The following is an 11,995-nucleotide window of genomic DNA, read 5'->3' on the forward strand; positions in this document are numbered from 1 at the left end:
TGCAGTACTACTGTCGCTTCGTGACATCGATGTTCGGCGTCGTTGACCTGTGTGGATGGACTCGTGGCGCGTCTGAGCCAGGAGGTGATGAACGAAAGCGGTGGTTTCATGCTCCTGAAGCTTCACCGTACGTGGGGCACTGGTTGTTCAAGCCCAGGACGGAGAAGACGCTCGTCCTTTCACGAGCTCGACAGGCCCGTGGAGAGAGCCCAGATGTCCTCGTGTCAGGCGAAGACTGGGCGGAGAAGGTCGGTTACGAGCTGGCAGTGCAGGTTGGGGTTCCGGCGGCCGCCACCGAGTTGGCCAGAGTGATCCCGCTGGGCGAGAGCACGCATGTTCGTGGCTCAATGAGTCGTGACATGCGACGTCCAGGGTGGTCGTGGGCTCCTGGTGCATCGCTGCTCGCCGAAGCAGACGATGACTTCGACTCCGACACGTGCGTCGGGCATACGCTGCGCGCAGTTCGTGATGTGCTGACAGGTGCCGCAATCACCGGTCCTGTCGGCACCGATTACGCCGACTGGCCGGCGTTCGACGTATGGGTTGGGTATCTGGTGCTCGATGCGTGGATCGCCAACACCGATCGGCACGCACACAATTGGGGTCTCCTACAAGACCAGGCCACGGGTGCGACTTACCTCGGTCCCAGTTTCGATCACGGGTCGGCGCTCGCCGCTGTGGAGATGGAGAGAAACCGCGCATCGCGTGTCGATGATGGGTCTGTCGTGCAGTGGTGTCATCGGGGCCAGACGAAACGCTTCGACGGTGGCCGGCCGCGTGATTTGGTCGATCTCGCAGCCGAGGCGCTCTCGATGTGCTCCTCCGACGCGCGTCTGCACTGGGACAGGCAACTTGGTGCCGTCGACCTCGGGGCATGCCACGATGTAATTGATCGTATCCCGGATATGTCAGACAAGACCCGTACCTTCTTGCGTACCGTTGTCACCACCAACCGAAAGCGACTCCGCGATGTCCTCCACTGATCTGCTCGACCTGTCGTCGGCGTACGCCGATCCGCAGTCAGCGACGTCGCGGTTGATCGTCACCCGGCGAGACGTCGATGACAGCACCTACCGCCCGATCGGATACCTCGACCGAGTTCGTCGTGACGACGCCGACAGGTACGAGTTCACCTATCTCGCAGCGGTCGCCGATCAAGTGGGTTTTGTACCGGTCATCGGCTTCCGAGACCGTCATCGGCATTACTCATCACCTCGACTGTTCCCTTCCTTCGCCGAACGCGTCATCAGCGCGAAGCGTCCGGACCGGCCGCAGTACCTCGCAACACTGGACCTCGCGGGGGACGCTGACGCGTGGGAGATCCTGTCCGCCTCCGGCGGACACCGGGAAGGCGATCCGATTGAGTTGGTCTCGCTACCGACCTACAGTCCCGATACCGGTGCGACCGAAGCGCACTTCCTGGCACACGGGGTGCGCCATCGCGGTGCGAAGGTCAGCGAACACATCACCGGCCTCGCCGACGACCATGTGCTGACGTTGCTTCCGGATCCGACCAATCCCAGAGACCCCCGTGCCATCCAGATCATGGATGGTGATCTTCATCTCGGGTTCGTTCCGAGTCCATTGCTGGACTACGTGTATTCAGTCCTCGACGGAGGCGACCATACTCTCACAGTCGTGCGGGCGAACCCGCCAGAGACGCACGCGCACCTGAGACTGCTGCTGCGCCTCGAAGGTCATTGCGAGGGTTTCGTCTTCGACCGCGAGGAGTGGCGGCCGGCCCGGACTGCCGGAGACTGACGGACTCCGGACCTCACCCACCCGCCGAGAACCGCACCGCCGAGCGCGCCTGGGCGGCGAGGGCGGCGCCGGCACCCAACGGCCAGCGGTGCATGACGTAGTCGGCGGCCTGGTCGACGCCGAGGTGGCGCGACGAGTTGCCGGTGCGGACCCAGAATTCCGGTGGGGCGTTCTTGCCGGGGCGCAGGTACACCGGCCGCGGCGACGGTCGGCTCACCACCCGGCAGACCGGTTGTGTCCCAGAGGAATCGGGGACCGCGACGTCCTCGATGGACACGTCGACCGCGGTGGCCGCATTCTGTCCGAGCGCGGTGGTCAGCAGGTCACGCAGCCACAACTCGAAGCGGTCTGCGTCGGGCACCCTGAGGGTGGCGTAGTCGGCGTCGAGACCCAGGGGTGTGCCCTCGTCGTCGACGCCGATCAGCAACGTCCCGCCGTCGGCGTTGAGGAACGCCGACACGGTCTTGACGATCACCTGCTCCATCCGGGGATCCTTCTCACCGGTGCGCGTGTTGATCCGGGCCGTCGACTTGAACTCGACCTGCGCGGATTCGCCCGCGGCGATCAACTCGGCCACGCCCGCGCGTTGGGGGCGTTGCAGATGCGCGGCGACCGCCCCGTAGACGGCGATGACCGCGATCGAACCGAGCAGGGCGGACCCGATCGCGATCGGCTGCCACAGGTGCGTGTCGGGCTTGATCGCCCCGGCGATGAACAGTCCCAACGCCGAGCCGATGATCGCCAGCACGACCGCGGTGGTGCCGTTGAGGGTGGCCCGGCGGCGCAGCAGCCGACGCGCGATCGCACCGAACACCCAGGCCACTATCAGCACGACCACCAGCGAGATCGCCGTCACCCACAGCGGTGCCACCGACTCATACACACGTCCCATGCGTCCTAGACAACCATGACGAAGAACATGATCGACATGCCGGTCGCCATGAACACCTGACACAGATCGCCGGCGAAGGACAGCACGTCGTCGGGCGCACCGGCACGTCGCCGACGATCGAAGTACAGATACAGCCAGACGGCCGCCGCGACCGCGAACCCGAGCGCCAGCACCCAGTTCAGCGGCGCCACATAGCCCGGTTGCGGTGCCATGTGGGTCATGTCCATCCCGCCCATGTCGCCGCCACCGTGACTGTGCGCGAGCACCACCGTGTGGCCGGAACCCACACCACCCGGGCCCATCGCCAACGCCATCGGTTGCGCCGCAGGGGTTCCCGGCAGCAGGCTGCCGTTCATCACCGCATACATCCAGGCCATCGCCCCCATCATGGCCGCGTGGTACACCGCCGCCACCCGCCCGGTGGTGGTGGATGTCGGTGGGACGCAACCACAGTCGACGGCAGGGCGCGACGAGTTCGGCACCGCCAGGCTGGCCAGGAACCACACCGCCGCGGCGACGAAGAACCACAGCGGGCCGATGGTCGGCCAGTCCGAGGAGAACGGCCAGGCCATCAACAACATCGCGACCGACATGACCAGGTGCAGTGCATGCCCCACATAGGCCTGCCAGGGCATCGATTTCACGACCATCAGGTACAGGCACTGCGCCGCGGCCAGTCCGAACAGGATCGTGACGACCCACCGCAGCAACTCGTCGGCGATCATCGCGGCGCGCTCACCCGGCGCTACCCGGTTGCGCGGACTCGCGCCGCTTCGACACGATTCCCCACACCGCGTCGACGATGACGAACAGCGCCAACGGGATTCCGAACCAGGGGAGGAACCAGCCGAGGACGGCGACGACGACGATCAGGGCCAGCGCCTCGGCCGGCAGCAGGGAACTCAGCGAACCCCGCCCGGGCGCCTTGGGGAGCCCGCCCTTCGTCGGGCGGCGACGCCACCACATCAGGTAGCCGCGGCAGATGACGGTGATCAGCCCGATGCCGAGCAGGATCAGCACGATCTGGTTGATCAGGCCGAACAGGCCCATGTGGGCGCTGATCGCCCACGTCGTCATCTTCGCCATGAACGGCCAGTCCGCGAAGTCGACGCGGTCGGTCACCGCATAGCTGTGCGGATCGACGGCGATCGAGTCGTAGTGACTCGGAAATCCGCGCGCGTTCTCCGACACCGACCACGCCGCACCCGTGGCCGCCGGCACCGAGATGACCATCGGGCCGACCAGACCGGCCTGCTGTGCGGTCTCGTAGACCTGGGTGAACGCCGCCGGATCGATCTCGGCCGGTGCCGTTTCGGCACCCGCGCCGTGATGCGCGGCCGCATCGTCGGACGGTTCGGTGGATGCTTCGGTGGACACACCGGGCGTCGTCCACGACAACTCGGTGCGCAGTTCCCCGATGTTCTCACCGGCATAACGGGACCAGCTCAGCCCGGACGCGGACAACCCGATCAGGCCGATGATGATCCAAACACCCACCGCGCCATGCCAACTCAGGGTGCGTTGGCGTTTGGGTGCGTCACGATCGGGCACCAGCAGTCGCTTGAGTTTGTGTGTGCGGCGCCGGTATCCGATCCACAGCACCAGGCCGCCGAGCGCCACGACCCACAACCAGCTCGCACCGATCTCGCTGTAGTTACGGCCCACCTCACCCAGGTGCAGATTGCGGTGCAGATCGTCGAACCAGGCGCGCACCGGCAACCACTCACCGAAACTGGTCAGCTCGCCACGCACCTCGCCGGTGTAGGGATCGACGAAGACGGTGCGGTTGTGATCGGCGGGGACGTCGTCGACGGCCAGCACCACGCGGGTGGTCTCGCCGGCCGCCGGTGCCGGAGTCACCGACACGATCGAACCCTCCGGGTGGGCGGCGCGGGCCGCGGCCACCTGCTCACCGAGGGGGATCGGCGCGCCACCGGGATCGTCGACGGTCAGCTCGTGGCTGTAGATCGCGCGATCGAGCTGCGGGATGAGCGCGTACAGCGTGCCGGTGATGGTGGCGACCAGCAGGAACGGGCCGATCAGGATGCCGGCGTAGAAGTGCCAGCGCAGCAGCAGCGGACGCCAACGGTCGGCGGCGCCGCGCGCACGACGCGGCCCCGGGGACGGCGATGACGCAGAGGAGCGCGCCGGCGCGGACCCCTCATCCAGGGGTGGGGTGGTGACCAACTCGAATCCTGCTTTCACACGAGGGGCTGATGAGTCCCGTGGCTGACGAGTCTCGCGTCAGAGGTCGGTGCTGCCCACGCGAAAGTTCCCGGCATCGCCGTGACGCGCGTCACTTCCCCTCCTGCGGTGGCCGGAGGACCTACCCTACGAGGGATGCAGCCGACCACCGAAGCGCCGACCACTGGGGCACCGACCACTGGGGCACCGATCACCGAACCCCCGATCACCATCTTCGGTCCGGACTTCCCGTTTCCCTATGACGACTGGGTCGGCCACCCGGCCGGGATCGGCACGGTGCCGCCGGAGGCGCTCGGCAGTGAGGTCGCGGTGATCGGCGCGGGGATGGCGGGCATGGTCGCCGCCTACGAGCTGATGAAGATCGGTCTGAAGCCGGTGGTGTACGAACCCGACCGGATCGGCGGCCGACTGCGCTCCGAGCCGTTCGTCCCCGGCGAACCGGAGGTCGCCGAACTCGGTGGCATGCGGTTCCCGATCTCCTCGAGCGCCTTCTTCCACTACGTCGACACCTTCGGACTGCGCATCCGCCCGTTCCCCAATCCGCTGACCGAGGCCGCGGGCAGCACCGTCATCGACATCGGCGGGGAGACGCTCTACGCCCGCACCCTCGACGATCTGCCGCCGATCTACCAGGAGATCTCCGACGCCTGGGACGCCGCGCTGGAACGCATCGCCGGCTTCTCCGGTCTGCAACGGGCCATCGCCGAACGGGACACCGCCGAGCTGAAACGACGTTGGAATGCCCTCGTCGCCGAATGGGACGACCGCAGCTTCTACGACTTCCTGGCCACCTCGACGGAATTCGGATCGCTGAGCTTTCGGCATCGCGAACTGTTCGGTCAGGTCGGATTCGGAACCGGCGGTTGGGATTCGGACTTCGCCAACTCGATGCTCGAGATCCTGCGGGTGGTGCTCACCAACTGCGACACCGACCAATACCTCATCGTCGGTGGGGTCGAACAGGTTCCGCGTCGACTGTGGTCACACGCACCGCACCGGATCGCGCACTGGCCGGTCGGCACGTCGCTGTCGTCGCTGCACCGCGGGGTGCCCAAACCCGGGGTGCGCGCACTGCGGCGCCTCGGCCCCGACCGCATCGAGGTCACCGACCGGTGGGGTGAGCGACGCGAGTTCTCCGCGGTGGTCGCCACCTGCCAGGCGTGGCTGCTGTCCACCGAGATCGATTGCGACGAGTCGTTGTTCAGTCAGGATCTGTGGATGGCGCTGGACCGCACCCGCTACATGCAGTCGTCGAAGACCTTCGTCCTCGTCGACCGCCCCTTCTGGTCCGACCGCGACCCCGACACCGGCCGCGACGTGCTGTCGATGACGTTGACCGACCGCCTGACCCGCGGCACGTATCTGTTCGACAACGGACCCGACCGGCCCGGGGTGATCTGCCTGTCGTACTCGTGGATGAGCGATTCGCTCAAGATGCTGCCGCATTCGGTGGAACGCCGTGTGTCCCTGGCACTCTCGGCATTGCGGAAGATCTATCCGGACGTCGACATCGCCGAGCACATCGTCGGACGGCCGATCACCGTCTCGTGGGAGGACGACCCGAACTTCCTCGGCGCCTTCAAGGGCGCGCTGCCGGGCCACTATCGGTACAACACCCGCATGTACGGGCATTTCCACGATCAGCATCTGCTGCCCGACACCGAGCGCGGCATCTTCATCGCCGGCGACGACGTCTCCTTCACCCCGGCGTGGGTGGAGGGCGCGGTGCAGACCGGGCTCAACGCGGTGTGGGGTGTGCTGACGCATTTCGGTGGTCGCTGCGCACCCGAGAATCCGGGTCCCGGCGACGTGTACGCCGACCTCGGCCCGATCGACATCGGTGAGTGACGCGACGATGAACGAGACGACACCGGCGGACGTTCTGCGCGTCGCACTCTGGCAGGCCACGCCGCTACCCCCGGACACCCCGGACATCGTGGAACGCAATCTGGAGCGTCTGAGACGGGCGGCCGCGACGTGCGCCGGGCGAGCCGACCTGCTGATCACACCCGAGATGTTCGTGTGCGGGTACAACATCGGCGCGCGGGCCGCGCGGGAACGGGCCGAGGCTCCCGACGGGCCGATCGCGGCGGCGGTGTCGCAGATCTGCGCGGCCAACGGGCTCGCCGTGCTCTACGGGTGCGCCGAGCTGGTGGCCGGCGAGGTGTACAACGCGATCCGGCTCGTCAATTCCGACGGTCGGCTGCTGGCCACCCACCACAAGACCCACCTGTTCGGCGACCTCGACACCGAGATGTTCGCGCCCGGAACGGTTCCCGCCCCGGTGGCCGACCTCGGCCGCTGGCGACTGGGCCTGGGGATCTGTTATGAGGTGGAGTTCCCCGAGGTGGTGCGTTCGCTGGCGCTGCGCGGCGCCGACATCGTCTGCGTCCCGACCGCCAACATGCCGGAGTACGACGATGTGCAACGCATCCTGTTGCCGGCCCGCGCCCTGGAGAACCAGGTGTATGTGGGATACGCGAATCTCGTTGGCCGTGAAGGCGATCTGGCCTACGGGGGTCTCAGCGAATGGATCGGCCCCAGCGGGGCGGTGCAGGCCCTCGGCGAACCCGGCGAACACCTGGTGTTCGGTACCGCCGACCGCGGCGAACTCACCCGGTCGCGGGCGGGCTGGACCTACCTCGCCGACCGGCGGCCCGAACTCTACTGACCGTTTTGCTGTTCTGAACGGCGCACTGCCACTACGACATTCGGGATACGCCCGTTTCCAGAAGGTGTATCCGCCTCGTCTGGACATCACGGGCGCTGTGGTCTAACTTACATCCGGGAACGTGCACGTCGGGGCGCAGGAGAAACGCACGCAGGGCGGGATGTGGACGGGATGACCGACGTGGATTTCGAGGCGGATCTGCAGGGTTTCGAGGATGCGCAGTCGCGTGCACGACGCGGATTCCTCGGTGCGGCCGCGATCCTCGAGGCGCTCGACATCGAGTCGCTACTGTTCCTGCCCTCGCTGCGAATGATGTTGTCGCCCAATGCCATCTGGGATGACGGTGCCGGACCGGATGCGGCGCTGGCCCACCAGATCCGCTCCTCCATCAATCGGCACACCCGCGCCGCGGACGTGCTCGGCATGATGCTGCGCGACGCCATGCTCACCCGACGCGACGCCGAATCGGCCCTGCGCACGGCATCGGGTGCGCTGCCGGTCCGTGCGCAGCGGACACTGGTCGACGACGCCGTCGCCCTGTCCGATCCCCGCCGGGCCGATCTGCTCCGGCTGGCCTTCCTGCTGGTGGCCACCCATGCACTCAGTGATCCCACCGACTGCGCGACGGCGTCGCGGTCACTGAACCTGGTCCCGCCACCCCTGCATCGAGATCGTTCGATGATGAATTCTGTTCTTTCTCAGATCGTTCCGATGTTGTCGGCATCCGACGTCGACGGATTGGGCCGGGCCGTCGGTCATGCCGCATCGATCTTCGCGGTACCCGATGAACACCGGCTGCCGACCGCCGGCGCCGTCGAATTGGTGCACGGCACTTCGGATCTCACGCTTGTCCGCCTCAACCCGCATTCGCTGCACCTGGCCTGCAAGCTGTCCGGACTGCCGGCGCCGGAACCGGCCTGAGCGGCCGCGGGCACTGAGCTGCCCGGGTAGGCTGGCTCGGGTGAGCGCGTCGACCCCGCGCCGCCACCGGTGGCTGCTGCACATCGACCTCGACCAGTTCCAGGTCGCCGTCGAGCGACTCCGCAGTCCCGAGCTGGTCGGCGCGGCGGTGATCGTCGGCGGCAATGGTGACCCCACCGAGGCCCGCAAGGTGGTGACCTGCGCGTCCTATGAGGCCCGCGCGGTGGGGGTGCGAGCGGGGATGCCGCTGCGTACCGCGTACCGCAAGATGCCCGATGCGGTGTACCTACCGCTGGACATGTCCGCCTACGACGCCGCCTCCGCACAGGTGATGGAGACGTTGCGGCAGATGGGCCATCCGCTGGAGGTGTGGGGATGGGACGAGGCGTACGCCGGGATCGGTGACGTATCCGGCAGTGATATATCCAGCGGTGACAGTGAACCCGGCGACCACGAACCCGGTGACGACGAGATCCTCGCCCTGGCCTCGGACATACGCGACCGGGTGGCCGCCGAGTGTGGGCTGGCCTGCCGAATCGGTATCAGCGACAACAAACAACGCGCGAAGATGGCCACCGGCTTCGCCAAACGCGGAATCCGCGACGCCGGGCTCGATCGGGTGATGCCGCCGGGGGTGTTCCTGCTCGACAAACGGAACTGGTTGCCGCTCATGGGTTCCGCGCCGACCGGCGACCTGTGGAGTGTGGGACCGCGCACCGCGGACAAACTGGCCGCGATGGGCGTGGCCACCGTCGAGCAACTCATCGCCACCGACAAGGACGACCTCATCGCCAGATTCGGTCCACACCAGGGCAACTGGCTCTACGTCCTGTGTCGCGGCGGCGGGGATGCGACGATCACCGTCGAACCCTTCGAGGCCAAGTCGCATTCCAAGTCACACACCTTTGCCACCGACCTGACCGAACCGGCCGAGATCGCCGCGGCCGCCACCGACCTCACCGACGAACTGCTCGGCGAGATCGTCGCCGAGGGCCGCACACCCTTCCGGGTGGCGGTCACCGTGCGGACCGCCACCTTCTACACCCGCACCAAATCCCGGAAGCTGGCCGCACCGACCACCGACCGCGACACGATCGTCGCCGCCGTGAACGAGGTGCTCGCGAAATTCGAGCAGGGCCGGCCGGTGCGTCTGCTCGGCGTGCGGCTGGACCTCGTCGACACAGACACTGCCACCGACACCGACGAAGACGACGAACACGACGAATGAGTCCGAACGGACGACATCGCGCCGATGGTTGCCATTGCTAATTTGGCACGATGGCCACACCTCCGTCACCAACCCATGGGCGCAATCAAGCGGCCGATGTCGTCAATCGGATACCGCTGCTGCCCACCGTCGCCGCAGTGCTCGTGGTGTTCGGCCTGCTGTTCGGGGCTCTCGGCAGCTGTGGCGGTGCCACCTCGGCGTTCAACAGCTACTCCACCACGAACAGCGAACTGTGCTCTGCGTACCGGGTCGCGGTCAACGCCTTCGAGGACGACTCCGAGTACGACGTCACCGACGAGCTCGACGCCCTGATCAGTGCGGCCAAGGACTACGACGACAGTGGCGTCCGCGCCGACGCCGACGACCTCGACTCCAACACCGGCTACCTGGTGAGTGAGTCCAGTTTCCGTAGCGATACCCGCAACATCGCGGCCGAGTGCTGAGCAGGCAGGTAGAACGATGACCACACCTCCGTACGGCGGCGGACCGAACCCGCAGCAGCCCAACCCGTATCAGTCCTCACCCGGCTGGGGTCAATCTCCGACCGGGCAATCGCCCAGCGTGCCGCCCACCGGGCCGTATCCGGCGCAACAGCCACCGGCGACCGGGCCGTATCCGGCACAACAGCCGCCGGCCACCGGACCCTATCCGGCACAACAGTCCGCACCCTTCGGTCCGGGCCGGCCGGGACCCGGCACCCAGGGTTTCGGTGCCCAGGGTTTCGGGGCCCAGGGCCCGAACACGGCCGGCGCGCCGGTCCGTGCCGCGGTGGGCGGCGGGATCATCGCGGTGCTCGCGGTGATCCTCATCTTCGTGTTCTGGCCGGTGGCGATCTTGCTGTTCATCGTCGCCGGCGTGTACGCCTTCTTCCTGGCCACCGGAATGCCGATGGCCGCGGGCCCGCAGACGACGATCGCGCACGCCGCATATGCGTGGCGCTCGGTGATCGCCCCGGCATTCGGCGGACGATCGACCCCGAACCCGGCGCATCCCGGCCCGAACCCGGCATATCCCGGACCGAACCCGATGGCGCCCAACCCGATGGCCCCGAACCCGGTGGCGCCTGCGCCGGCGACACCGGCCCATCCCTACACGGCGGCGCAGGCATCCAACCCGGCCACCGACCCGCAGGTCCTCTCGCAGATCGCGGCCGCCGCACCGGAGTTGCGAGTGCTGGTGGCCAACAATCCGGCGACCTACCCGGGGTTGCTCGACTGGCTCGACTCCTACGGCGACGCGCAGGTCAAGGCGGCCGTCGCGCGGCGTCGCGGCGGCTTCTGACTGCACGAGCCGCGCGAGACGGGCGTACCGTGCGGACATGCATCGTGCCGAGGTGAGCTTCCGACACCGACGCCCGCGCGGCCTGCTGAGCGCACTGACGGTGTGCGCGCTGCTCGCGCTCGGCACCGCCACCGCGTCGGCGCAACCGTCGCCGTCGCAGCCCTTGCCGGTGACCTACGACTTCCTCGCCGGGATCTCCGCAGAGCTCGAGAACCCCGGTGGCTCGCTGCCCGGCACCAACGATTTCTCCTGCCGCCCGGCCGCGGCGCACCCGCGTCCGGTGATCCTGGTGCACGGCAGTGGTGGTGGGCGACAGACCAATTGGGCGACGATGGCGCCGGTGCTGGTCAATGCCGGCTACTGCGTGTTCGTCCCGACCTACGGCACGCTGGGCACCGCATGGCCGGCGTCGGCGCTCGGTGGGCTCGGGCCGAAACCCGACAGTGCCTGGCAGCTCAAGGAATTCGCCGATCGGGTGCGTGCGGCCACCGGCAGCGATCAGGTCGACATCGTCGGTCATTCCCTCGGCACCGAGATCCCCACCTACTGGATGAAATACCTCGGCGGGCGCGGGCACGTGGCGCACTATGTGTCGCTGGCCCCGTATTGGCGTCAGGGCCCCGACGACGATGACGCCCGCGGTGAGGCGATCGCGGAAATCCGTGCGCGCCTGGGCATTCCCGAACCGGTCCGGCCGTCGTGTCCGGAATGCTCACCGGCCCCGGCCGATCGGGATTTCAATCGTGCCGTGCGTGAGCCGACGCCATATCTGCCGGGCGTGCGGTACACCAACATCGTCACCCGGCACGACGAGATCGTCACGCCGTATGACGTGGGGATCCTCGACGGTCCGGTCGGCACATCGGTCACCAACATCGTCGTGCAGGACGGGTGCCCGGCCGACCATTCCGATCACCTGTCGATCGTGGCGAATCGGCGGTCGGCCGCGCTCGTGCTGCGGGCGCTCGATCCGTCATCGCCCGCGCCGGTGCCCTGTGTGCCGGTCTCCCCGGTCACCGGCGGTTGATCGCCTCCG

Annotated in this window: 12 protein-coding genes; 9 read left to right on the top strand and 3 right to left on the bottom strand. The window is 67.5% G+C overall.

The window, feature by feature from the left end; translation table 11 throughout:
- Positions 1-221 precede the first annotated feature (221 nt).
- Together ABLE94_RS01515 and ABLE94_RS01520 are read left to right on the top strand one after the other, a co-directional pair.
- Entirely contained in the window at positions 222-983 is a 762-nt protein-coding gene (locus tag ABLE94_RS01515) for a HipA domain-containing protein (RefSeq protein ID WP_348804895.1), read from the top strand.
- Positions 970-1,761: a hypothetical protein gene (locus ABLE94_RS01520; RefSeq protein ID WP_348804894.1), complete on the top strand. Its 792-nt coding sequence runs from the start codon at positions 970-972 to the stop codon at positions 1,759-1,761. Before ABLE94_RS01515 ends, ABLE94_RS01520 begins: the two co-directional genes overlap by 14 nt.
- Positions 1,762-1,774: 13 nt before the next feature.
- Here ABLE94_RS01520 and ABLE94_RS01525 read toward each other — a convergent pair whose 3' ends face one another.
- Genes ABLE94_RS01525 through ABLE94_RS01535 form a run of 3 tightly spaced genes read right to left on the bottom strand, consistent with a single transcriptional unit; the run spans position 1,775 to position 4,840 of the window.
- Positions 1,775-2,653 (bottom strand): AlbA family DNA-binding domain-containing protein, encoded by an 879-nt coding sequence (locus tag ABLE94_RS01525; RefSeq protein WP_348807850.1) that lies wholly within the window; start codon positions 2,651-2,653, stop codon positions 1,775-1,777.
- A gap of 5 nt (positions 2,654-2,658) precedes the next feature.
- Positions 2,659-3,378 carry a DUF5134 domain-containing protein gene (locus tag ABLE94_RS01530; protein ID WP_348806742.1) on the bottom strand — a complete coding sequence of 240 codons (720 nt, stop codon included), beginning with the start codon at positions 3,376-3,378 and terminating at the stop codon, positions 2,659-2,661.
- 10 nt (positions 3,379-3,388) lie between these two features.
- Positions 3,389-4,840, bottom strand: a complete 1,452-nt coding sequence (locus ABLE94_RS01535) for a PepSY-associated TM helix domain-containing protein (protein ID WP_425476107.1) — start codon at positions 4,838-4,840, stop codon at positions 3,389-3,391.
- Positions 4,841-4,993: 153 nt separating this feature from the next.
- On the opposite strand from ABLE94_RS01535, the gene ABLE94_RS01540 reads away from it, so the two are divergent.
- The 7 genes from ABLE94_RS01540 (at position 4,994) to ABLE94_RS01570 (ending at position 11,986) form a co-directional block, all read left to right on the top strand.
- Positions 4,994-6,706, top strand: a complete 1,713-nt coding sequence (locus ABLE94_RS01540) for a flavin monoamine oxidase family protein (protein ID WP_348807851.1) — start codon at positions 4,994-4,996, stop codon at positions 6,704-6,706.
- 7 nt (positions 6,707-6,713) lie between these two features.
- Positions 6,714-7,529, top strand: a complete 816-nt coding sequence (locus ABLE94_RS01545; protein ID WP_348806744.1) for a carbon-nitrogen hydrolase family protein — start codon at positions 6,714-6,716, stop codon at positions 7,527-7,529.
- A gap of 171 nt (positions 7,530-7,700) precedes the next feature.
- Positions 7,701-8,450 (top strand): hypothetical protein, encoded by a 750-nt coding sequence (locus tag ABLE94_RS01550; RefSeq protein ID WP_348807852.1) that lies wholly within the window; start codon positions 7,701-7,703, stop codon positions 8,448-8,450.
- Between the two features lie 40 nt (positions 8,451-8,490).
- The gene (locus ABLE94_RS01555) at positions 8,491-9,678 is read left to right on the top strand and encodes a DNA polymerase IV (protein WP_348807853.1); all 1,188 of its coding nucleotides are present in this window, start codon (positions 8,491-8,493) and stop codon (positions 9,676-9,678) included.
- Between the two features lie 50 nt (positions 9,679-9,728).
- Positions 9,729-10,121: a hypothetical protein gene (locus ABLE94_RS01560; protein WP_348806745.1), complete on the top strand. Its 393-nt coding sequence runs from the start codon at positions 9,729-9,731 to the stop codon at positions 10,119-10,121.
- Positions 10,122-10,137: 16 nt separating this feature from the next.
- Positions 10,138-10,959 (top strand): variant leucine-rich repeat-containing protein, encoded by an 822-nt coding sequence (locus ABLE94_RS01565; RefSeq protein ID WP_348807854.1) that lies wholly within the window; start codon positions 10,138-10,140, stop codon positions 10,957-10,959.
- Positions 10,960-10,996: 37 nt separating this feature from the next.
- Positions 10,997-11,986, top strand: coding sequence for an esterase/lipase family protein (locus ABLE94_RS01570; protein WP_348806747.1), 990 nt, complete (start codon positions 10,997-10,999; stop codon positions 11,984-11,986).
- Positions 11,987-11,995 lie beyond the last annotated feature (9 nt).

Source organism: Gordonia sp. VNK1, assembly GCF_040049135.1.
Classification (GTDB): Bacteria; Actinomycetota; Actinomycetes; order Mycobacteriales; family Mycobacteriaceae; genus Gordonia; species Gordonia oleivorans.

Bases quoted from the DNA above. Each gene is read 5' to 3' on its own strand.
- ABLE94_RS01520 (WP_348804894.1), top strand. From the start codon at position 970: ATGTCCTCCACTGATCTGCTCGACCTGTCGTCGGCGTACGCCGATCCG.
- ABLE94_RS01525 (WP_348807850.1), bottom strand. From the start codon at position 2,653: ATGGGACGTGTGTATGAGTCGGTGGCACCGCTGTGGGTGACGGCGATC.
- ABLE94_RS01530 (WP_348806742.1), bottom strand. From the start codon at position 3,378: ATGATCGCCGACGAGTTGCTGCGGTGGGTCGTCACGATCCTGTTCGGA.
- ABLE94_RS01540 (WP_348807851.1), top strand. From the start codon at position 4,994: ATGCAGCCGACCACCGAAGCGCCGACCACTGGGGCACCGACCACTGGG.
- ABLE94_RS01545 (WP_348806744.1), top strand. From the start codon at position 6,714: ATGAACGAGACGACACCGGCGGACGTTCTGCGCGTCGCACTCTGGCAG.
- ABLE94_RS01550 (WP_348807852.1), top strand. From the start codon at position 7,701: ATGACCGACGTGGATTTCGAGGCGGATCTGCAGGGTTTCGAGGATGCG.
- ABLE94_RS01560 (WP_348806745.1), top strand. From the start codon at position 9,729: ATGGCCACACCTCCGTCACCAACCCATGGGCGCAATCAAGCGGCCGAT.
- ABLE94_RS01565 (WP_348807854.1), top strand. From the start codon at position 10,138: ATGACCACACCTCCGTACGGCGGCGGACCGAACCCGCAGCAGCCCAAC.
- ABLE94_RS01570 (WP_348806747.1), top strand. From the start codon at position 10,997: ATGCATCGTGCCGAGGTGAGCTTCCGACACCGACGCCCGCGCGGCCTG.